Origin of the sequence: Streptococcus sp. AM28-20 (assembly GCF_003603595.1) — a bacterium.
GTDB classification, from domain to species: Bacteria; Bacillota; Bacilli; order Lactobacillales; family Streptococcaceae; genus Streptococcus; species Streptococcus ilei.
This window is the reverse complement of the sequence record NZ_QTNK01000001.1, coordinates 267,747-290,332: the sequence shown is the minus strand read 5'-3', so window position 1 is coordinate 290,332 and position 22,586 is coordinate 267,747. Positions and strand designations below refer to the sequence as shown.

Annotated in this window: 20 protein-coding genes; 5 read left to right on the top strand and 15 right to left on the bottom strand. The window is 42.9% G+C overall.

Translation table 11 applies throughout. From position 1 onward, the window contains the following. Positions 1 to 205: 205 nt before the first annotated feature. The 5 genes from gtfA to DW738_RS01520 all read right to left on the bottom strand — a co-directional run bounded on the left by gtfA (position 206) and on the right by DW738_RS01520 (position 7,100). Entirely contained in the window at positions 206 to 1,648 is a 1,443-nt protein-coding gene (gene gtfA, locus DW738_RS01540; protein ID WP_123160504.1) for a sucrose phosphorylase, read from the bottom strand. Between the two features lie 288 nt (positions 1,649 to 1,936). Further along, positions 1,937 to 2,770, bottom strand: coding sequence for a carbohydrate ABC transporter permease (locus tag DW738_RS01535; RefSeq protein ID WP_123160144.1), 834 nt, complete (start codon positions 2,768 to 2,770; stop codon positions 1,937 to 1,939). A 13-nt stretch (positions 2,771 to 2,783) separates the two neighbouring features. Further along, positions 2,784 to 3,650 (bottom strand): sugar ABC transporter permease, encoded by an 867-nt coding sequence (locus DW738_RS01530; protein ID WP_165852117.1) that lies wholly within the window; start codon positions 3,648 to 3,650, stop codon positions 2,784 to 2,786. 13 nt (positions 3,651 to 3,663) lie between these two features. Further along, positions 3,664 to 4,923: an extracellular solute-binding protein gene (locus tag DW738_RS01525; RefSeq protein WP_123160142.1), complete on the bottom strand. Its 1,260-nt coding sequence runs from the start codon at positions 4,921 to 4,923 to the stop codon at positions 3,664 to 3,666. Positions 4,924 to 4,937: 14 nt separating this feature from the next. Continuing rightward, entirely contained in the window at positions 4,938 to 7,100 is a 2,163-nt protein-coding gene (locus DW738_RS01520; RefSeq protein ID WP_123160141.1) for an alpha-galactosidase, read from the bottom strand. Between the two features lie 163 nt (positions 7,101 to 7,263). Here DW738_RS01520 and DW738_RS01515 point away from each other — a divergent pair, with 163 nt between their 5' ends. The 3 genes from DW738_RS01515 to birA all read left to right on the top strand — a co-directional run bounded on the left by DW738_RS01515 (position 7,264) and on the right by birA (position 10,117). Further along, positions 7,264 to 8,097 carry an AraC family ligand binding domain-containing protein gene (locus DW738_RS01515; RefSeq protein WP_123160140.1) on the top strand — a complete coding sequence of 278 codons (834 nt, stop codon included), beginning with the start codon at positions 7,264 to 7,266 and terminating at the stop codon, positions 8,095 to 8,097. Between the two features lie 67 nt (positions 8,098 to 8,164). Further along, a complete protein-coding gene (locus DW738_RS01510; protein ID WP_123160139.1) occupies positions 8,165 to 9,169 on the top strand; it encodes a LacI family DNA-binding transcriptional regulator in 1,005 nt (334 codons plus the stop codon). A 6-nt stretch (positions 9,170 to 9,175) separates the two neighbouring features. Beyond that, complete coding sequence (birA, locus tag DW738_RS01505; protein ID WP_123160138.1) at positions 9,176 to 10,117, top strand: bifunctional biotin--[acetyl-CoA-carboxylase] ligase/biotin operon repressor BirA; 942 nt, start codon at positions 9,176 to 9,178, stop codon at positions 10,115 to 10,117. A gap of 723 nt (positions 10,118 to 10,840) precedes the next feature. On the opposite strand, the gene DW738_RS01495 is transcribed toward birA, so the two are convergent. The 5 genes from DW738_RS01495 to udk form a co-directional block, all read right to left on the bottom strand. Beyond that, the gene (locus DW738_RS01495; RefSeq protein ID WP_006596552.1) at positions 10,841 to 11,053 is read right to left on the bottom strand and encodes a DUF3272 family protein; all 213 of its coding nucleotides are present in this window, start codon (positions 11,051 to 11,053) and stop codon (positions 10,841 to 10,843) included. A 38-nt stretch (positions 11,054 to 11,091) separates the two neighbouring features. Next, on the bottom strand, positions 11,092 to 12,768 hold the full coding sequence (dnaX, locus tag DW738_RS01490) for a DNA polymerase III subunit gamma/tau (RefSeq protein ID WP_123160136.1): 1,677 nt from the start codon (positions 12,766 to 12,768) through the stop codon (positions 11,092 to 11,094). Further along, entirely contained in the window at positions 12,768 to 13,265 is a 498-nt protein-coding gene (locus DW738_RS01485) for a GAF domain-containing protein (protein WP_061563827.1), read from the bottom strand. Before DW738_RS01485 ends, dnaX begins: the two co-directional genes overlap by 1 nt. 312 nt (positions 13,266 to 13,577) lie before the next feature. Beyond that, complete coding sequence (locus DW738_RS01475) at positions 13,578 to 14,249, bottom strand: YoaK family protein (RefSeq protein WP_048788887.1); 672 nt, start codon at positions 14,247 to 14,249, stop codon at positions 13,578 to 13,580. 67 nt (positions 14,250 to 14,316) lie between these two features. Beyond that, positions 14,317 to 14,952, bottom strand: a complete 636-nt coding sequence (udk, locus tag DW738_RS01470) for a uridine kinase (protein WP_048691384.1) — start codon at positions 14,950 to 14,952, stop codon at positions 14,317 to 14,319. 209 nt (positions 14,953 to 15,161) lie between these two features. On the opposite strand from udk, the gene DW738_RS01460 reads away from it, so the two are divergent. Both DW738_RS01460 and DW738_RS01455 read left to right on the top strand, forming a co-directional pair. Next, on the top strand, positions 15,162 to 16,139 hold the full coding sequence (locus DW738_RS01460; protein WP_123160134.1) for a Gfo/Idh/MocA family oxidoreductase: 978 nt from the start codon (positions 15,162 to 15,164) through the stop codon (positions 16,137 to 16,139). A gap of 1 nt (position 16,140) precedes the next feature. Then, positions 16,141 to 17,229, top strand: coding sequence for a DEAD/DEAH box helicase (locus DW738_RS01455; RefSeq protein ID WP_123160133.1), 1,089 nt, complete (start codon positions 16,141 to 16,143; stop codon positions 17,227 to 17,229). Positions 17,230 to 17,410: 181 nt separating this feature from the next. Here DW738_RS01455 and DW738_RS01450 read toward each other — a convergent pair whose 3' ends face one another. The 5 genes from DW738_RS01450 to DW738_RS01430 form a co-directional block, all read right to left on the bottom strand. Then, on the bottom strand, positions 17,411 to 18,775 hold the full coding sequence (locus DW738_RS01450; protein ID WP_243634248.1) for a polysaccharide deacetylase family protein: 1,365 nt from the start codon (positions 18,773 to 18,775) through the stop codon (positions 17,411 to 17,413). A 211-nt stretch (positions 18,776 to 18,986) separates the two neighbouring features. Continuing rightward, the gene (locus DW738_RS01445; RefSeq protein WP_023022851.1) at positions 18,987 to 19,373 is read right to left on the bottom strand and encodes a VOC family protein; all 387 of its coding nucleotides are present in this window, start codon (positions 19,371 to 19,373) and stop codon (positions 18,987 to 18,989) included. A 355-nt stretch (positions 19,374 to 19,728) separates the two neighbouring features. Next, on the bottom strand, positions 19,729 to 21,102 hold the full coding sequence (locus DW738_RS01440) for a HAMP domain-containing sensor histidine kinase (RefSeq protein WP_123159309.1): 1,374 nt from the start codon (positions 21,100 to 21,102) through the stop codon (positions 19,729 to 19,731). Further along, the gene (locus DW738_RS01435; protein ID WP_117744091.1) at positions 21,092 to 21,766 is read right to left on the bottom strand and encodes a response regulator transcription factor; all 675 of its coding nucleotides are present in this window, start codon (positions 21,764 to 21,766) and stop codon (positions 21,092 to 21,094) included. Before DW738_RS01435 ends, DW738_RS01440 begins: the two co-directional genes overlap by 11 nt. 110 nt (positions 21,767 to 21,876) lie before the next feature. Further along, positions 21,877 to 22,467 carry a hypothetical protein gene (locus tag DW738_RS01430; protein ID WP_123160131.1) on the bottom strand — a complete coding sequence of 197 codons (591 nt, stop codon included), beginning with the start codon at positions 22,465 to 22,467 and terminating at the stop codon, positions 21,877 to 21,879. Between the last annotated feature and the right edge of the window lie 119 nt (positions 22,468 to 22,586).

The following is a 22,586-nucleotide window of genomic DNA, read 5'->3' as shown; positions in this document are numbered from 1 at the left end:
TCATAGCAGATCTTGAATGGTCAGACCCTGACAAGGTCAAAGTAACAAAAGGATCACTTGCATAGTAGAGATGCTACTAGAAAGGGGTGCAACATCCTTTGTTTTAAAAATATTGGAGAAAAACTGTAAAATCATAAAATCTTCAGCAATCTGTCCAATCAAAAAGGGAATATTCGAAACATGTCTCACCTGACTTCAATTGTTTTTAAAACACAATGTCTTGACCGTTTTCTGTCACTTGGTAAGTCCCGTCAGCAAGATTGATTCGGGCTACTGCTGTGGCGGTCTGGTCTTTGTTTTGGCGCGTGATGACAATGGTATGTTCATCTGGTGTTTCCACTTCAATGCTTCCTTCTAGGTCAAAAGCTTGCGAGTTATTCCGGAAACTAAAGAGCTTGAGAAGGGATTGCACGACCGGTCGCTCTACTTCTTGAGCAATTTCTTCATTGCTGTAGTAATGACGGTTGATATTGCGGCCTTCCTTGGTGTTTTCTAAGAGTTCCAAATCATTCTTCCCAGCTAGGAATCCAACATAATACACTTGTGGAATGCCTGGCGCAAAGGCTTGAATCAAACGGGCTAGGAAATACTTGCGATCATCATCTCCAAGCGCTGAATAGTAGGTCGAATTGATTTGGTAGATGTCCAAGTTGTTGTATTCTGCTGTTGAATATTTGCGTTTCACATTCGCTCCTACCTTGTAGAGCTCATTTGATGCATAGTCAATTTCTTCATCTGTCAAGATATCCTTGACATCAACCACCCCAATCCCGTCATGGGTGTCGAGTGTCGTGAATTGCTTCATCGGACTCATCTTCAACCACTTAGCAAGGCGCTCCACTTTTGAGCTATAGAGGGTATAGAGGGTCACCATTGGAAGGGCAAAGTCATAGACATAATAGTCGTGATCAGCAATCTTAAATTGGATGGAATAGTGTTCATGAATCTCTGGCAAGAGCTCAGCACCGTAGCTGGCTGCCATATCGCGCACCTTATCCAACAAATCCCAAATGTCTGGCTCCACGAAGAAATCATTGGTATCCAACTTCTTGACTGCATAGGCAAAGGCATCTAGGCGAATGAGGTCACAACCATTGCTCGCCAAATATTCGATGGTCTTGCGGATAAAGTCCATGGTCACTTCCTTGGTCACGTCCAAATCGATCTGCTCTTCCCCGAAGGTATTCCAGAGATGCTCAGTTGTCCCATCCGCAAAGGTAATTTCTTGCTTGGGAGCTCGATCTTTGCGCTTATAAATCAAGTCCACATCCGCTTGAGTTGGACGATGATCCGGCCAGAACTTGTCCCAGTTGAGAAAGAGATCCTTGTAAGCACTTTGGTCATGCTTCTCTTGATAATCTTTGTAGTATTTAGACTGACGGGAAATGTGATTGATCATAAAGTCAAACATGAGATAGTACTTGTCCCCCAGGCGTTTGACATCTTCCCAATCTCCAAAGGCTGGATCCACTTGATCATAGTCTACAGGCGCAAAGCCACGGTCACCGGTTGATGGGAAAAATGGCAAGAGGTGAACCCCACCTACTGCATCTCCAAAATATTTCTCCAGATTTTCATAGAGGTCCTTGAGGTTATTTCCCAAGCTGTCTGAGTAAGTAATTAACATGGTTTTGTTTTGAATTGGCATAATGGTCTCCTTTTCTTTATTTGAAAGCCAAGTCTGAAGAGACTTGGCTTTCTTGAGTTTTTCTATTTTAGAATTGCTTTCTAGGATACGATTGAAATCAGCAAGCTGAATAGTCCCTTTGTATCTAGAATTGAACACACCCTAAGCTCTGTGTGAAAAAGATGAATCCTCCAAGAAGCCAAGGCTTCTTATTCAGATTCCCTATATTTCCACAGCCGTTACTACTTCAGTCGTTTACGGATGTGGATGCCCTAGGGTGCACTGTGAGCTTTTAACGGGCTTTGTATCTTATTTCACTGCGCCGTTGCTCATTCCTGCGATGATATGGCGTTGGAAGAAGAGATAGACAATGGTGATACTGATAATGCCGACCACGTAAGAGGCAAAGCTTGGTCCGTAGTCGTTGAAATATTGGCCTGCGTAGTTGTATTGGAACAAAGGCAAAGTCCACATTTTGGAATCCCGGTTCAAGACAAGGAGTGGCAACATGAAGTCATTCCAGAACCAAAGGGCATTGATGATCATGGTTGTCGCATGCATGGGTTTCATCATTGGGAAGATGATGCGGAAATAGGTTGTAAATTTATTAGCACCATCAATCTCAGCTGCTTCATCCAGACTTTCTGGGATCGAGATTTTGATATAGCCAACATAGAGAAAGAGGGTCTGTGGAATCGCATAGGTCAAGTAGAGCAAAATCAAACCAAAGGTATTAGCCAAACCGAGTTTACTCATCATGACGGTAATTGGAATCATGATAACCTGGAATGGGACGAAGATACCAAGGATTAAGAGGGTATACATGATGGTAAAGGCTTTTCTCTTACTCATATTGCGTGCGATGGAGTAGGCTGCCATGGGGATAACGATCATTACTGCAAGTAAAGACAAGACAGTGATGACAACAGTGTTCCAATAATAGCCTCCGATCCCATCAGCCAAGAGACGGCTAAAGTTGTCCCATGTGAAGTTGGTTGGAAAGCCAAAGAAATTGTCTACGATATCCTTGGTGGGTTTGAAGGAACTAAAGAGGGTGGCAAGGAGCGGCACTAAAATTAGAACCGATCCTAGAATCAATAGAATGTATTTGCCAATCATGGCTTTTCTTTCATCTTGTTTCATCGTGCTTCTCCTCTTAAATTTCAAATTTCTTAGATACTCTCAATTGGATGATCGAAATCACTACAATTAAGAAGAACAAGATTACGGCAATGGCATTGGCATAACCGAATTGGTTGTTTTTAAAGGCATAGTTATAAACCAAGAGCCCAAGTGAGGTTGTGGCATTGTTTGGACCACCACCGGTCATGGCAAAGACTTGGTCAAAGGCAGTCAGCCCACCTTTTAGTGCTAGGATAAAGACCATAGAGACACTTGGTAGCAAGTAAGGCAATTCAATGTTCCAGAAAACTTGCTTGCTAGTCGCGCCATCAATCCTTGCTGCTTCTGTCATCTCAGTTGGAATGGATTGCAAACCAGCTAGGAAGATGATGATGGGCATAGCCACCCCTTGCCAAAGAAGGACAAAGACAGCCGCAAAGATTGCTCCCCACTTAGTCCCTAAAAGACTGGTTTGGAGAAATTCTATATGAAGGGCATTCCCAATCGCTGGAAGACCGTAGTTGAAGACTTGCTTGAAGATCAAAGCTACTGTCAAACCAGACAAAACAGCTGGGAAGAAGAACCAAGCACGGAAGAAGGTTTGGCCTTTGATTTTAGAGTTCAAGACACGCGCGATAAAGATCCCAAGGGCAATCTCACCAACCACCATGGCAATCGTGATGATTGCGGTAAATCCAATCGCATTCATGAATTTTGGATCCATGAAGAGGAGCTTAAAGTTGTTTAAGCCGACAAATTTGTAGTTATAAGTCAATCCTGTCCAGTTGGTAAAACTGTAAAAGGCTCCTTGGAACATCGGCACATAGAAGAAAATTGCTTGTAACAAGAGGGGGATGACCACAAAAGCCCATGCCCAATATTTTTGTAATACTTTTTTCATAGTCTCTCTACTCCTAATCCACATCCGCTTTCATCGGGTTAAAGAAGGCATTCAAATCATTAACCATGCCTTGTTTATCACCTGTCAAAACATAGTTCATGGTCAAGGTATGGAAGTCTGCTTCACTGGTCCAGTATTGTTGCAACCAGACCAAGTGACGATCCGTAAAGGCATATTCGGTCATACCAGCAAGCGGTGAATCTTCTCCTGCTTGTTTGACCCCTTCGATCGCTGTTGGAGATCCGTCCACATCGTAGTATTTTTGCATGACTTCTGGACGGGTCATGTATTCCACAAAGGCATTGGCTTCTTTTGGATGTTTGGTAGTAGCTGAGATAGACCATGCCAAGTCACCAGCACCAACGGTTAAGCTTTGTCCTTTTTCTTTTCCTGGAATCATGAAGGTTCCAACCTTAAAGTTCGGTTTTTGTTCATTAATCGCTGTAATCGCCCAAGACCCATTTGGTGTCATGAGGACATCCCCACGTGCGAAGGCTCCGATAACGTCTGTATAGCCTGCACCTTCCCAGTTCTTTTGCTTAGAACCATCAATGCGAAGGATATCCATGACCTTGATATCATCTTTCATGATCGGATCAGACAATTTAATGGCATTTGGTTGAGAATAACGAAGGTATTGATTGGCTTCTTTTCCTCCACCTGTTGCTGTCGCAAAGGCTAATTGATTGTAACCATTGAGTGTCCAAGCATCTGCACCTGCAATTCCAAATGGTGTTTGTCCTTTAGCAACGATGTCTTTGACTAACTGTTCAATTTCATCCCAGGTTTCAGGAACCTTCAAGCCCAGTTCTTCGAATTTATCTTTGTTGTAGTAAATTCCATAAGCATTAGCTGTAAAAGGAACGTTGTAAACTTTTCCGTTTACAGCATATTTTTCAGCGTAGCCATTTTTCACGCGTTTCAGATAGTCTTTGTTGCTCAAATCTTCAAAGACACCTGCTTTTGCCCATTCTTGCAGTTCGATGGACTGTGGGTAAATATTGACCACATCAGGCACATCTCCTGCAAGGACACGTGTTTTCAATACTTCACCACCGTTCGGTACATTGACGACTTTGACCTTGATCTTAGGGTTTTCCTTCTCAAAATCACGAGCGATTTCTTCCAAGGTTTTGGTCATTTCTTTTTTCTGGTTGAAATACTCGATGGTCACTGTGCCATCCGCAGATTTACCATCGTTGGAGCAAGCGCTGAGCCCAAACAAAGCTAAACCTGTAGTTGCAAGAAGTCCGATTTTTTTATACCATTTCATTTGGCTGTCTCCTTTTATTTTTTGACAAAAACATATTGTTTAGTGAGGAAATCTCCCTGAGGAAGAACGACGGTTAAGCCGGCATACATGAGCTCAGCTCCTGAATAGACTTGGTTGGTCCCTTCTAAGCTATAAAGCGCACCTTCTTCCAAACCTTTGAGCTTCAGAGTCGGCTCGATCTCCTCAACCGTTGATAAGACCCTTACATAGGTTACAACCGTACGGTCTTGATAAGTGAACTGGACGGCTGCTTGGTTGGCACCTTGACTAGGATTCATTAAGCGGTAATGTTGTCCGAATTGGACAAGGGGTCGAATCCTTTTGTAGTGAGCGACTTGAGCTGCGATGACATCCAACTCTTCTTGAGAAAGGCTGGTCAGATCCAATTCATATCCCAGATTTCCCATCATGGCTACATGTCCACGCGTTTCTAGTGGTGTGATCCGTCCCATCTGGTGATTTGGCACTGCTGATACGTGAGCCCCCATGGAAATAGTTGGATAGAGATAACTAGATCCATACTGGATCGGAAGTCTGGCCATGGCATCCGTATTATCACTTGCCCAGACCTGCGGGAAATAACGCATCATACCCAGGTCATTGCGACCGCCACCACCTGAGCAAGACTCAAAGAGGATGTGCTCGTACTTCTCTGTTAAGGAAGAAACTACTTCATAGAGACCTAAGATATAAGCATGGGATTGCATCTTGGTTTCCAGGTAGGTTTTACCATTTCCAAGCTTGGTGATATTGCGGTTCATATCCCATTTGATATAGTCAATCTCATGGTTTGCAAGCAAGTCATCCAAGACCTGCTTGATATAAGCTACCACTTCTCTATTTGCGAAATCGAGCACCAGTTGATTCCGTGAATAGGTGTGTTCATAGCCTGGGACTTGAATAGCCCAGTCCGGATGAGCTCGGTAGAGGTCGCTATCAACAGAAATCATTTCTGGCTCCACCCAAAGGCCAAATTGAAGTCCCTTGTCGTGGATGCCTTGGATTAATTCTGCTAGACTTCCTCCTAATTTTTCTTCATTGACAGTCCAGTCACCAAGGGCCCGATTATCATCATAACGATTGCCAAACCAGCCATCATCAAGAACAAAGAGTTCGATCCCCACTTTTTGAGCTTCGTCTGCTAGCTCCAATAATTTGTCTTTCTTGAAATCAAAGTAGGTCGCTTCCCAGTTGTTGATAAGAATTGGACGTTCTTTATGGGCAAACTGGCTAGGAATGATATGGTTTTGGATAAATGCTTGACTCTCTTGACTGAGACCGGTCAATCCCTTATGGGAGTAAGTGATCATTGCCACTGGCGTATCAAAGCTCTGATTTGGTTCCAATTCCCAAGAGAAGTTTTCAGGATTGATCCCCAGTCCAACCCGAACTTCATTGAGTTGATTTTTCTGAACAAATCCTTCAAAATTCCCACTGTAGAGCAGTTGGAAGGCAAGGGCAGAACCGGCATCTTCCGTCACTTCATGGTCAGCAAGGATAAGGGCTGGAGTCTGGGCGTGTCCAGAAGCACCACGGTTGGAGCTGATGGTGAAGATTCCTTGCTCTACTTGCTGACGGCGAACTGTTTTTTCTCTCGCATAGGCTCCTTGCAGAGTGATGACATCGTAGTCACCTGCTGGGACATCGGCCAACACACTAAGAGCCTTGTGGATCGCAACCGTTTCATCACTACAGTTTTCAATCTTTGAGAAGCTAGTGATGGTTGCCCGATCCTCGTAGGCGGTGTAGTAGAGGGTCAAACGAAGGGCCGCTTGATCATCTTCAAAAACCAAGGCCAAGGTTTCAGCCTGATCTACTGAGTGAGGGTTCGGAAGACCGGTCGCCTCGACACTACCAGAATAGATGTTGGCTCCAACATAAAGGAAATCTGTCACTTCTGTAACACCGTGTTGGATCTTGATCGACGGTCTTCGAAAATCTCCTAGCCCGTGCTGTCCCAAGATCTGTCGCTGGGTATCCAAGCTAAAAGTTCGATTGTCAGCTGTTGGATTTCCAGCGAAAGCATGGTCCTTCTCATGCACCGTATTGGAAAAATGATAGGACGGAATTGGGCGCCCTAGATGCTTGAGCATTAAATAGCCATCGCGATTTTCAAGGATGAGACTCAGTCCTTTACTCTCTATATAGAACAAATTTTGTTCAATACGTATTGCCATATCTTCCTCCCCTTGGTTCCTATAAAATATCACTATGTATTTTTAAATTCAGTTACAATATCTTTTTTTCATTTATATGTCTTTATTTTACTTGTTGTAAACGCTTCCGAAAATAGAATTTTGTTGGGCATATATGGTAAAATGTTAGGTAGGAGGTTCAGCTATGTTAGTCTTTTCTGAATACCAAACCGACACCATTGATCTAGCCCTTGATTTTTACGGCTACGAAGATTGCCCGAAGAACTACGAATTCGGACCTAGCGTCCGTGACAATTTTGTTCTGCATTTTATCACCAAGGGAAAAGGTGTCTTTCACATCAATAAAAATGAGATCCATTTAGAAGCCGGGGATCTCTTTCTTCTCCCTAAAAATATGGTGACCTACTACCAGGCAGATGCAGAAGATCCTTGGTCCTACTACTGGATTGGGATTAGCGGCACCAAGGTGAGTGATTTCATGCGCTTTTCAACTCTTCATGCAAAAGGCTTTCTAAAGAAAAATGAAGTGGACACAGAGCGGATCGGACTGTTTATGGAGCAACTCGTCCACAAGGCAGAGGCTTCAAAGATGACCTCGCACTACCAACTCCACCTTCTCTCGCAAATCTATGAACTGCTATTTCTTATCAGTGAAGTGGCTCCTGATAGCCATCGGAACGATCCATCACCAACCTATCAACTCTATCTGACCTGCAAGCATGTGATTGAGACGCATTACAATAAAGAGCATCTAAGTATTCAAGAGATCGCTGATGACCTCAATGTCCATCGGTCTTACCTGACAACTGTTTTTAAGGAGTTTCACCAGATCTCCCCCAAAGAATTCCTGCACTCGGTCCGCATGCAGCGGGCCCAGCAATTGCTGACCAACACAGACGAGAGCATCAAGATTGTGGCTTACTCTGTTGGCTTTTCAGACCCCCTTTATTTTTCAAAGGCCTTTAAGGCCTATAGCCAACTGACTCCTAGCCAATATCGCAGCAAACATAAAATTTAGTAAAAATTTATTTCCTTTTACTAATATTTAGAGTATACTGGAACTAACAAGCAATAAAGGATGAACTATGGCTACTATTAAAGATATTGCTCAAGAAGTCGGAGTATCTCAAGCAACAGTCTCTCGCGTCCTCAATCAGGATCAAAACCTATCCGTTAGTGATACAACTCGGAAACTGATCTTTGAAACGGCTGAGAAACTCCATTACCAAAAGAAACAGCGAAAAAATAACCCTCTTCAAAGCAAGCGCTACCGTATTGCTATTTTAGAATGGGTGACCGAAGAGGAAGAGTTAGAGGACCTTTATTACTACTCTATTCGCGTTGGGATTGAAAAACTAGCCCAGGAACTCGGGCATGAAATCTTCCGTGTCTTTAACTTAGAGGATTGGGGACCTCTTGAAAAAGCTGATGGAATTATCGCTCTAGGTAAATATAGCCCAGAAACCATCCGTCAACTTGAAAGCTATCAGAAAAAACTCGTCTTTGTGGACTCCAATACTTTAGTATATGGCCATACCTGTGTCATGACAGATTTTGAAACATCTGTCTACCAAGCGCTAGCTTACTTGATAGAATCCGGTCACAACCAGATTGGTCTCCTTGTTGGACAAGAAACGACCGCCGATAATCGTCCTCTTCAAACTGATCCCCGTTACTTGAGTTTTAAGTACTTTCTAGAAGAGAAAGAAATCTATCAACCAGACTATGTCCGAGTGGGCCACTTCTCAAGTGACTCTGGCTATGAAATGATGAAAGACTTAATTGATGAATTGGGAGATCGACTTCCGTCAGCCTTTTTTATGGCCAGCGATGCCTTGGCTGTTGGGGCTCTTCGTGCCCTCCAAGAAGCTAGCATTCCGGTTCCAGATCAGGTCAGTCTCATCTCCTTTAATGATACCTCGATTGCTAAGCATGTCTATCCACCACTTTCTACCGTCACTGTCTATACGGAAGAAATGGGGAAACAGGCCATTCACAGTCTGTTACAAGACCTTCAAAGAGGAGATTCAGGTATTCCAACTATGCATACTCTGGCCACTCGTCTTACCATCCGTGAAAGCACACGTTAAGAAACTATGAAAACACACGAAATTTTATACCAAACCTTGGCACAAGCTCAAGACTATGTCAACGGTGAACAACTAGCCCAAGAAATGGGCCTGTCTCGCACGTCTATCTGGAAGGCCATTCAGCGTCTAGAAAAGGAAGGGATCGAGATTGAGTCTGTTAAAAATCGAGGCTACAAGATCCTTTCTGGAGACCTCCTAATCCCCCAAGTTATCGAGGAGCATTGTCCTCTAACAGTCTCCTACAATCCTCATTCCCAATCCACTCAACTGGACGCTAAGAATGCTATGGAAGCTGGGGGACACTCCTCTACCCTTTATCTGGCTCCCTATCAAACGGCTGCTAAAGGACGTTTTGGCCGCGACTTCTTCTGTCCTTCTCAAGGTGGAATCTATATGTCGCTCCACCTCAAACCCAATCTCCCCTTTGATCAAGCTCCCGCCTATACCCTCATGGTCGCAGCTGCTATCTACAAGGCTCTGAAAAATCTAGCCTTATTGGATGTAGATATTAAGTGGGTCAATGATATCTACTACAAGGGGAAAAAAGTCGGAGGCATTCTGACTGAAGCCATCAGCTCCATCGAAACAGGCCTCATCACAGATGTTATCATTGGTATCGGCCTTAATTTTGGCATCACCAATTTCCCTACGGAACTGAAGGACAAGGCTGGTTCCCTCTTTGACTCCCAGCCTCCCATTACTCGCAATGAACTGATTGCTGAGATTTGGAAGGAATTTTTCAATAGTCCAGAGGAGGAGCTGATCTACCTCTACAAGCAACGCTCACTAGTTCTAGGTAAAGAAGTCCACTTCGAACAAAATCAGACTAGCTACCAAGGCCTAGCCAAGGATATTTCGGACAGTGGACAACTACTAGTCCAACTGACGGACGGCAAAGAACGCTGGCTCAACAGTGGCGAAATCTCCCTCAAACAGTGGAATCTATAAAACAGACCAACAGCTCAAAAAAGAGTCTGGGAAACAACGCTTTCTCAGACTCTTTTGTGTGAAGAAATATCAAAAATTTTTAAACCAATTCTTGATAAATTCTAAGCATATATCTAGTAGGAATTTGATAAATAATAATACAATTCCAATCTTCACAAACATGTAATATTTAAATGTGTCATCAAATTCATGCACACGGATCGGAAAGGTGAAGATATTAGACGGATTGATAAGAAAATAAAGTGAGATACAAATGGATAAAACCAACGCCACTATAAAAATTTTTTTATGTAATTGCATATTTTACCTTTTCCTTTCTTGTTTTACAACATTAAATACCAATCACCAATTTTATATAGCCTGATTAATTCTTTTATTCCCCTTTCTATCAGGCTATTTTAATAGTTTTTATACCTTCATCATATACCAATTTCAAAATAATTCAAGTCTGTTTTTCTAATCATTTTTATGATATAATAATAAAGTTCGAATGATAAACAAAAAACTCAGCAACAATCCCAACAAATGTTATAAAATTAACTTTTTCGATATCACCATGATATACTTAAGGTGCTTAAAAATTTAAGAATTGTATGCATAAAGAAAACACACCTGGTGTGTACTGACCCCAAAAAGTTAGACCATTCATTTACACAAAGGATTTAGTTCTGTATTGCACAGGACTAAGTCCTTTTCTAAAACAAAATAAGCACCACTTGGTGCTTATTTTTTATACTTATCTCGTTTTTTCTGATTAAGCTGTTGATCGATACTTTCGACCAACTTCCCTAAGATATAGCTGACTTGTAAATTTCTCAATATCAAGAGAGCCCAAAAGATAGCTGCCAGGTAGCTTTCCCTCATCACAGCATCATTAAAAAAATAGGTTTCTAAGGCTGTAAAGATAGCCATAGTCCAAAATTGACGTTTATTCATATTGTTATTCTACCATGATTTTCTGGAAAAAGCACATCCTAGTCTTCCTGAACTATAATTTTATCAGAGAGGAAATCGAAGCCCTCCGGAATGACGGACTCTTCTGCCACTTCTGCCTCTTCCTTGTGACCACGCGCTTTCTTAGAGAATTCCGCCCGAATCTGGGTCCATTCCTCCATTGAAATAGCCAGAATCTCCGGAGAGAAACCTGCCGCATTGCTTAAAATATTGCCAAACATGGTATTGAGGTTATCTCGCTTCATGGTCTGTTCGGCATTAAAGGCAGACTCAAAGGCTAAAATCGCATGACGTTCATTGGCCGCAACCGGTTGGGAACCAACCAGCAAAGCTTTATCTGCCCCTGCTAGGCTTTCAATAATTTCCCCCCATGCGTTTTGTAAGCGAATGAGATTGTTACGGGCTAAATCTGGATTTTCAACCGCTTCTTGTAAGATGTCTTGAAGCTTATTACGGTCCACTCGATAGCCCTTGCTAGACTTCTGAGGACGAGCAGGGCTTGATTTAGCTACAGGAGCCCCACTTGCTACTTGAGCTAATTGACTTTTCAGTAACTCCACTTCTCTTTTGAGTTGGTCCATTTGTGCTGAAAAATCTGCTGGAAGAGCCACTTGGCTAGCCGAAGGGCCCTCACCCTTGTATTCTGCCAAACGAATGGTCATCATCTCCGTATAGATTTTCGGCTGCAGGCTGTTTTTGATATCCGCTAAACTCCTTGTCGCAAGATCAATCCAAGCAAAGAGGGTGGCTTGTGGAATGGCTAGATTCTGATTAAATCGTTCACTGAAATGGAGATTTTCACCACCTGTCTGAACGATCAAGAGATCCCGTAAATACTGCAAGAGGTCCGTCACAAAGCGGGCCATATTTTTCCCATTATCAAAGATCAGATTCAACTGGTCCAAGGCAGCTGTTGCATCTTGTGCTGACAAAGCTGAAACATAAAGATCTAAGGCTTCTTGACTGATGGAACCTGTGATTTCTTCAGCCGTCGCAGTGGTCAATTGGGCACCAGCTGTCAGGCTGAGGGCCTGGTCCAAAATGGACAAAGCATCCCGCATCCCACCTTCTGCCCGACGGGCAATTATGGCTACAGCTTCTTCTTCGTAATCAATCCCTTCTTTATCCAAAACAGCTTTTAGGTGGTCTTGAATGGCTGGCGTCTTGATGGATTTGAACTCAAAGCGTTGAACCCGTGAAAGGATGGTTGCTGGAATCTTGTGCAATTCCGTTGTTGCTAGGATAAAGACCACATTTTCTGTCGGTTCTTCCAAGGTTTTGAGAAGGGCATTAAAGGCTCCCGTTGAGAGCATATGGACCTCATCGATAATATAAACCTTGTGAGGGGCCAGGCTAGGCGCATAGGTCGATTTATCGCGAATATCACGGATCTCATCCACCCCATTATTAGAAGCAGCGTCAATCTCAATAACATCCTCTAAACTACCATTGGTAATGGCTTCACAGATATAACATTCGTTACAAGGCTCTCCCCCTTTTTGATTGGGGCAGTTCATGGCCTTGGCAAAGATTTTCGCCACACTGGTCTTCCCGGTCCCACGAGGACCAGAAAAGAGATAGGCATGGCTAATTTTCCCCTGTTCGACAGCTTGTCGAAGGGTCGTCGCAATAACCTCCTGCCCTACAAGTTGGCCAAAGGTCTGGCTACGGTATTTACGATAGAGGGCTTGATACATTAGTCTACTACTCCAAACATCCTAAAATTCCAATTTGTTTTTTCAAGCAAGATGGCTACAAAACGTTCCAAATAAAGGCGATCCAGGTCGTCATAATCTCCCACTTGGTCCGAATCTAGATCCAACACTCCCAGCAACTGGTCTTTCAAGACCATGGGAACCACAATCTCACTCATGGCGCGACTGTCACAAGAGATATAATTGGCATGCTGGGTCACATCCTCAATCACCAGCGTCTCTCTTTTCTCTGCTGCTTCTCCACAGACGCCTTTTCCTAAGGCAATGTGGACACAGGAAACCTGACCTTGAAAGGGGCCTAAAATCAGCTCTTTTTGATCATAAAGATAAAAACCTGCAAAGACCGAATGAGGGAGGGCTTGATTGAGCAAAGCACTGGCATTGGATAAATTGGCCAAAGCATTGCTCTCACCCTCTAAAAGAGCTTCTAACTGGGCTAGTAAGAGTTGGTAACGTGATTCTTTTTCCTGTATATTCATAACCTTTATTATACCAAACTTTAGTTAGAAAATTAAGTATTTACAACGGAGCAACCTTTGATAACAACCCAGCTTGCCATCAGAAGTATCCAGCAAATATTCCCAATTAAAAGAGAGTGGGACAGAAATCGGTAATTCGTTAGAATTCGATTTCGTCGTCCCACCTCCGCACAGTTGAGTAGGGCTGTAAAATCTGATGAAATCAGCGTAGTAGAGCCCACTCAACCACTGCGTCTTGCTCGATAATCCAAAGAAAATTTAGAGGCTAGGACTTTTGTCCCAGCCTCGATTGATCAAACTATTTGAATGTGACTAGATATCCCTTCGAACATATTGAATCGCCCGATAAGAGAGAAAGAGGGTCAGAACAAGGGAAACAAACCAGATGGTCCGAAGGCCGTAATATTGGATGAGGAAGGTGGAAAGAATAGCTCCTCCCACAAAGCTCCCAATCAAAGAAGTCATAAAGAGAGACTCCCAGAAAAACTCCATCTTCCGCTCCCGTACAAAATTTCCATATGCGACCATGGTCTTCTTGAGATTCCCTGTCATAAAAGAATGGTTGTAGGCGTAATCATCTACTTCTCCAAAGGAAGTGGCTACAATCCCCAAGCTCAGTCCAAAGAAAGGCACAATCAGAACATTGGGCACTTCTTTAGGAAGAAATCCTGCCACCAAGGTCGTCAGAACCAAGGGAACCAAGGTACTGAGTCGCCAAACGGAATGGCTAAAGAAGCGTTGAAAGACGGTCATCAAGAAAATCCCGATCATAAAGGCCAACATGGTGGCCAGTTTGACCTCCACATCCGCGATTTCATGGCCAATTAAACCAACAGAAAGAAAGACCACGTTTCCCGTTTGGCCCGCGGCCAAGGTCCCTCCTCTTTCGATAAAGGTGTAGGCATCTGAAAAACCTGCACACATGGTCAGTAGGCAGGCAAAGGCCTTACTTCTGGAGTGAAACTCCCTTCTTAACTTTTTCATATTTCTCCCTATTTGTCATGGAAAAGAGGCTGGGACACTATTTCCTAACCTCTCTCACTTGTTATCCTTATCCTTCACGTGATTCGCTCAAAATCTTCTCAATCTTGGTCGTAATCAAATCGATGGCTACGGTATTGGTCACACCTTCTGGAATAATGACATCCGCATAGCGCTTGGTTGGCTCGATAAACTGATGGTACATCGGCTTCACCACTCCCAAGTACTGCTCGATGACGCTGTCCAAACTCCGACCGCGCTCTTCCATATCTCGCTTGATCCGGCGAATGATCCGCACATCATCGTCGGTATCAACGAAAATCTTGATATCCATCAAGTCACGAAGACGCTTGTCCTCCAAGACTAAAATCCCCTCAACGATAAAGACATCCTGAGGCTCCTGGCGATAAGTCTTGGCACTACGAGTGTGCGCTGCATAGTCATAAGTTGGAATATCAACCGGACGGCCAGCCAACAACTCATTGATTTGCTCAATCATGAGGTCTGTATCAAAGGCAAAAGGATGGTCATAGTTGGTCTGAATCCGCTCTTCAAAGGTTAGATGACTTTGATCCTTGTAATAAGAATCGTGCTCAATCATAGCAATCTTTTCATCTGGAAAGTGGGACAAAATTGCACGAGAAACACTGGTTTTCCCCCCACCAGAACCACCTGTTACACCGATAATAATTGGTCTGTTTCGCATCTTCTTCTCCATTTTCTATAATCTTATTTATTCTATCACAAAAGCGGTCTCTTGACCACGACTTAAACCTTTTTTCTAAGGATTTTCATCAACCTTCCAAGAAGACATTTCCCCCTATACTCCATCCCAATTAGAAAGGCCCATTCCATCTTTTTAGGATGAAACATGATATAATGAAACCAGTTAATACCTGATTGAAAGGAGCTACCATGCTGAAACTCGGTATCATCGGCACCAGTGCCATTTCCCATTCCTTCCTTGCTGCAGCTAAAGAAACAGACCAGTATGAGTTAAGAGCGGTCTATTCACGGACCTTGGAGAAAGCTCGTAGTTTCACCCAACCTTATGGACAAGTGGCCCTCTATGATGACCTGATTGCCTTTTTAGAGAGTGACCTAGATGTCATCTACATTGCTAGTCCCAATTCACTCCACTATCCTCAGGCAAAGTTAGCCCTCTTGGCTAAGAAACATGTCATCCTTGAAAAACCAGCTGTCACCACTCCCAAGGAATGGAAAGAGTTGGTTAAATTAGCCAAGGAGCACCAAGTCTATCTCTTTGAAGCTGCTCGCAACTATCATGAAAAAGCCTTTGCGATCATCCAAGACTTTCTCAAAGACAAGACCATCTTGGGTGGCCACATGACTTATGCCAAATACTCTTCTAAAATGCCCGAGCTCTTGAAAGGAAATACTCCCAATATTTTCTCCGACTTGTTTGCTGGGGGAGCCCTCATGGATTTGGGAGTCTATCCTCTCTACTTTGCAATCGGCCTCTTTGGTCAACCTGAATCAGTAACTTATCAAGCGCGGCAATTGCCTAATTCAATCGATTTGAACGGACATGGTAGCTTGGTTTATTCTGACTTTGTCATTGGCATTCAAGCCGGCAAAGATGTGACCAGCAATCTTCCTGCTGAAATCTATACGACAGACGGCACCCTCTTCATTAGTGGGATCGAAGCCGTTAGTCAGGCTCTTTTTCAAGACCATTCTGGAAACCGCTACCAGCTCCCCATCACTCCTGCCCCTCATAACATGTTAGAAGAAGCCCAGGCCTTTGCTAGCATGATGACAGAAGGCAACCAGACACTTTACCAGACTTGGCTCCAAACTGGACAGATGGTTCATCAAACCCTCTACGCTATGCGCCAAGATGCTGGAATACACTTTAAGGACGAAAACTAATATGACACTAGCATTTCCACCACTCTGGCAAGAGCAACTTCAAACCCTTGGCTTTGAGCAACTCACTGAAATCCAAGAACGCCTCTTTGAGCCTATTACTCAAGGGGAGAACGTGCTTGGAGTCAGCCCGACAGGAACCGGAAAGACCCTGGCCTATCTCTTCCCTAGTCTTCTCAAGCTAAAACCTAAAAAAGCGCAACAATTGTTGATCCTCTCTCCCAACACAGAGTTGGCAGGACAAATCTTTGATGTTGCCAAACAATGGGCGGAACCTCTAGGACTCAGTGCCCAACTTTTCCTCTCTGGCTCTAGTCAGAAGCGGCAAATCGAACGCCTCAAAAAGGGGCCCGAAATTCTCATTGGAACTCCTGGCCGTATTTTTGAATTGATCAAGTTAAAGAAAATCAAGATGATGAATGTCGATACCATCATCCTGGATGAATTTGACCAACTTTTTAGTGACTCTCAGTATCACTTTGTCGATAAGATTTGCCACTACGCACCCCGAGATCATCAATTTATCTATATGAGTGCAACGACCAAGTTTGATCCAGAACAAATCGAACCCAATACCCTAACCATTCAAGTGGAAGGACAAAACTTGGACAATATCCAGCACTTCTATATGGAAGTGGATAAGCGAGAAAAAGTCGAACTCCTCAGAAAACTCTCCAATGTCGAAGACTTTCGTGGGCTCGTTTTCTTCAACAGCTTGTCAGACCTGGGAAGCGCCGAAGAAAAACTCCAATACCGGGAAGTTAGCGCCGTCTCACTTGCTAGTGACGTTAATGTCAAGTTCCGTAAAGTCATTCTGGAACGCTTTAAGGACCACCAGTTGACACTCCTTCTTGCAACCGATTTGGTGGCACGAGGAATTGATATCGACTCTCTAGAATGTGTCATCAATTATGAAGTCCCTCGAGATGCCGAAACCTACATCCATCGATCTGGGCGTACTGGACGCATGGGCAAAGAGGGTTATGTTATCACCTTAGTTAGCCATCCAGAAGAATTGAAAAGTTTGAAAAAATTAACCCCTGTTCGTCCCTTGATTCTCAAGGGAGCTCAACTTTATATAGGCGAGGAATAAGAAGAGGCTGGGACAAAAGTCCTAGCCTCTCAATTGTCTTTGGATTGTCGAGCAAGACGCAGTGGTTGAGTGGGCTCTACTACGCTGATTTCATCAGCTTTTACAGCCCTACTCAACTGTGCGGAGGTGGGACGACGAAATCGAATTCTAACGAATGACCGATTTCTGTCCCACTCTCTTTTTAATTACGATTGTAATAGAGGCGATGACTTTCCACTTGGTGGTCTAAGAGTTCATCAACCGTCACGATAGTGTAGCCTTGCGATTGAAGGTATTCAATAACAGCTGGAAGGGCATTGATAGATGTTTGGTGAATATCATGCATCAGGATAATTGATCCTGGTTTGACTTGTTTTTTCACCTCTGCCAAGATGGCTTGTGTATTGTGGGTCTTCCAATCCAGAGTATCCACATCCCACATGATGAAGGCCTGATCTACCGCATATTGAATAGCACTGTTAATCGAACCATAAGGCGGACGAGTAATTTTTGTTTGCACTCCAGTGACCTTTTGAATCACTTCTTTAGTATCCATGATTTCTTTTTGGGCAGATTCTAAAGGCAACTTGGTTAAAACAGGGTGATTCCAGGTATGGATCCCGATTTCATGTCCTTCCTGACGTACCCGTTTAGCCACTTCAGGATAGGCCGAGACATTCTTCCCAAGCATAAAGAAAGTCGCTTTAACATGGTACTTGTTCAAGATATCTAGGGCTTGAGGAGTCGTCGTTGGATCTGGACCATCATCAAATGTTAAGGCAACCATCTTAGCATGACGTTGAGTTTGGTAGGCCTCATAGGCTTGAAAATCTCCAGGATTCAGCCGATCAGAATCAATCACATCATAGAGCTTCGAGAGGGGTACATCGAAGGTCTCCATTCCCTCAATAGTGACTGGAAGAGTGATGGAGAAAACACCTTGATTATAGGTGAACTGCCAGCTTGCCATATCACTTGCTGAGACAGCTTGCACTAGCTCTTCAATACTATCTTCTCCTAACTGTAGGAAGACCAGCTGAGAACGCAATTCTGTTAAGAGAGTTTCTTTTGCTAGATTTGCATCCGTAAACAATTGGGAAAATTGGAAGACCGTCCCCTCATCCGTTAGATAGAGGAGAGGTAGTTTGTCAATCTCATCTTTAATGAACTTGCCGTTTTTCCACTTGTACTGGGTCTTCTTCACCTGATAAGGATGAACCCCTACAAATGGGTCTTCTGAGCGTTCGGTATGGTAGAACAAAAGCTCTTTTGCTTGCTGGTTCTTCTTCTCTTCTTGGGGAAGAGAACCAACATCCGCTAGAATTCTCTCTTTAACCACTGCGATGGGTTCTTCATTATTTTTCGGGTAGTATGCAGCAACATACGATTGACCAACCATTCCTTTTTGAAGGGTGGTATCTTTGTCTTTTTCAATTGCTTCTTCTTCCCGGATTGCTTTGGAAAACTGTTGATTATAATTTTTGATGGCGCGTGCTTCCTCAATCTTCTGATAAGCTAGATAGATTCCTCCGATAAAAAGGAGGTTTAGAATAATGAGGATAAACATTTTCAAGTAGGAATTCTTCATATTCTTATTATAGCAATTTTATCACCAAAAAACAGTAGAAAACTCTCAAATCTAGAAATTAAATCCTAAAAAACAATAGGAAATTAGGGGACTACTCTATCCCCTGTCATTTAGTAATAGCCAATTTCAAAAACAAAAAAGAACAGGTCAGTTCTCACCTGCTCTTTATCCTATGTGATGTGATTGCTGATTATAGGGACTTTTCCCGAATCACTTCAACTTTGTAGCCATCTGGGTCCACAATAAAGTAATAGTTTGGAAGTGTTCCTGGCAAGCCTTTTGGATCAGTTACTTGATAACCTTTTTCCTTATGCTCGGCATGAAGGGCTTCAAGGTCTGGTGTACTCAAGGCTACGTGAGCAAAACCATCTCCAATTACATAGGGACCATGATCATAGTTGTAAGTTAATTCCAACTCATAGTCATCACCTTCTAAACCAAGATAAACAATCGTAAATTTGTATTCAGGAAAATCTTTGCGGCGCAATTCCTTAAAGCCAAATGCATCTGCATAAAAGGCAATTGATTTTTCTAAATTCTCCACACGTAAACAAGTGTGTAACATTTTTGAAGCCATAAGACACCTCTTTCTTTTTTTACTATTATACACTAGTCAGATCAAAATAGCGATTAATTGAAATGGATGAAAAAGAGAGTGGGACAGAAATCGGTCATTCGTTAGAATTCGATTTCGTCGTCCCACCTCCGCACAGCTTCAACAGTCTGGGCGACTGTTGAAGGTTGCAGATAAAGGAAACATAGTGTCCGTCAACATAGGGCATCTTTGAAGCTTAAAAAGCGAACAAAGGCTTAGGATTCTTGCTTCGCAAGTTCTATCCGCCACCTCAAAGCAGTGCTTTGAGCACTCAACCACTGCATCTTGCTCGACAATCCAAAGACAATTGAGAGGCTAGGATTTCTGTCCCACTCTCTTACTTGTTCTTCGTTGATTTAGAACTGGATCTCTTTTTACTTTCTGACTTAGTTGCTAGTTTTACCTCGAAAATAGAACCTTTAGGTTTGTTATCTCGAACACTAATGGTACCATTGAAGGCTTCTACGATTTGCTTGGCTAAGGATAAGCCTAAACCAAAACCACCCTTTTGACGGGTTCGCGCCTTATCCACTCGATAGAAACGATCAAAAATCCGTTTTTTATCTTCATCAGCAATTCCTGGACCATTGTCCTCTACTCGAAGATAGAGATAACGATCCTTGAATTGGGCGACAAAGCGTATTTTCCCTTCTTCCTCTGTATATTTGAGGGCATTATCATACAAAATGGTCATCAGTTGTTTCAATAGGACCTTATCAGTCACCAGACTCCTATCCACCAGATTCTCATATTCAAAGATTTTTTCGTTTTCCTCCGCAATGATTTCATAATTGGCAAAAGTTTGGTCAAAAAAGGATGGTGTGATCTCGCTAAACTCTGGTTTAATCCCATCATCTCGACGGGCTAAGTTTAAGAGATTGGTCGTCAATAAGCGCATATTGCGAACTTCATCCAAAGAGGAGGCAATATTCTCACTAGATTCCATAATCGTCGCCTCTGGTTTTCGGAATAAGGCTTCCAAACGATTTTGCAAAACCGCTAAAGGCGTCCGCAATTCATGAGAAGCATTTTCGACGAAGGCCTTCTGCCGGTTCATGCTCTCTAAGAGAGGTTTCACACTCATCTTAGCCAAGAAGATACTTGCAAAGAGGGAAATGCCCCAGAAACAAATCATAACCAAGGCAATTTGACTCTCATGTTTTTCACTGGTCTGCTCCAACTGGCTGATGTTGGTCATGATCACGGCATATTTCACCCCGTCGATATAATCATCGGGATCAATATCTACCAAATAAGCCCGGTAACTTTCCTTCTGCTTATAATGATTAGTAATTTGAATCTGCTTGATCTTGTTTAAATAACTGCGACTAAAAGTTACTGTTTTTAGATCTAGGAAACCATTATCCGTCGTCACATTTTCAAATTTATCATTCAAGAGGATGGCTGTGCTATTGGAAGTAACCGATGGTCTAGGGCCATCCTCGGGACCAAGTTCATCATCTTCTGGTCCGTCATCAGCAGTTTCGTCTCTTCCCATCCCATTGCCTGTACGGTTTGCCAAACTGATAATCGAATAGCGATCTTTACTGAGCATTTTTAAATTTTCGTCAACCGTTGTATAAAGACTGGAACGCATCACTTGAATAATAATCAAGGTCATGGTTGAAAAAATCAAGGTAAAGAGTCCGAAATAGCGGATGAAATAGGAAAAGTCATCCGCATTGACAGTTTTTTTAATTTTATTGAGCATCTTTCAGAATATACCCCACGCTACGCAATGTTTGGAGATTTTTTGCAAAGTCTGTACCTTTTAATTTCTTCCGAATCTTAGAAACATACACTTCGACAACCGAAATGGTCGTATCGCTATCAAATCCCCAAAGTCGATCAAAGATTTGTGTTTTTGGCAGGATGACATTTTGATTTTGAAGGAAATAGACCAAAAGATCAAATTCTTTTCCTAATAGTTCTACTTCTTTCCCTTCAACAAGCGTAGAGTTAGTCGAGAGATTAACGGTCACATTCCCATAAGAAAGAGTATTTTCATTGACCTTACCAGCGCGCTTCAACAATGCTTGGATTCGCATTTTCAACTCTTCTAGGTAGAAAGGCTTGGTCAGATAGTCATCTGCTCCCAACTCAAAACCATGGCCCTTATCGTCCAAGCTCTCTTTGGCTGTCATAATCAATACTGGAGTGGAGACACCCTTATCTCTCAATTCTTTCAGAACTTGGAAACCATCTTTTCCAGGAAGCATGAGGTCCAGTAAAATTAGGTCATAGATGCCACTTTCAGCCTCATACAGACCTTCATCCCCATCAAAGACTTGCATGACATCTGCAAAATCATCTAAAAAATCAAATACTGAATTAGACAAACCGAGGTCATCTTCGACTAATAAAATCTTAATCATGTTTACTTTCTCCTTCTCATTATTCCACAGGGATGATGAGTATTTTCTACTCTATTATAACATGACAAGGCTTCATTCAGTAGCTTTCAGATAGCGATTTCAACTTTTTCTTAGCCCGCTGTCCCTGTCTCATCCTTTGATGAATGTTTTGTATTGGTTGACGATTTTTTCGAAGTGGACTTCTTGGAGGACTTTTTATTGGATTTCCCATTTTGTTGCTTGTCTTCTTGACCTTGAAGTCCCCCATCTTGTGGCAGTTGACCATTCATCTCACCTTTCCCTGGTCCACCGTTCTGACCGTCTTGCGGGGGCCTATCACCCGGTCCACCTCCAAATCCATCTTGTCCTTGCTGACCTTGAGGTCCCCCACCTTGTGGAGGTTGACCATTCATCTCACCTTGCCCTGGACCACCATTTTGGCCATCAAAACCTTGTGAGTTAGAAGGTCCATTTTGATCGTTCCCATGGCTATTTTGTCCTTGATGGTTTTGGGCAGGCTGGTTACTATTTTGTGTAGCTACTGCTGCTTGTTGGCGTTGGGGAGTCGTATTGGCTGTCGCCAACATTCCCAAGCCAAATCCACCAGTCATTCCTACGACAAGTCCTCCTGTTGCTGCGGCAGTTGCCCACCACTTAGGACTTTTCTTAACGACAATCATTTTTTCAGTTCTTTCTTGCTTTTGTTCATTCGAAGCTTGCATTCTTTCCATTCCTTAAATTATTTAAACAAGGCCTTTGTTTAGATAGGGATAGTTTACCGATTCTTCCTTAATCGTGACTAAATTTTTTCTTAAACTTTCCTAAAATGAGGATGGAGACA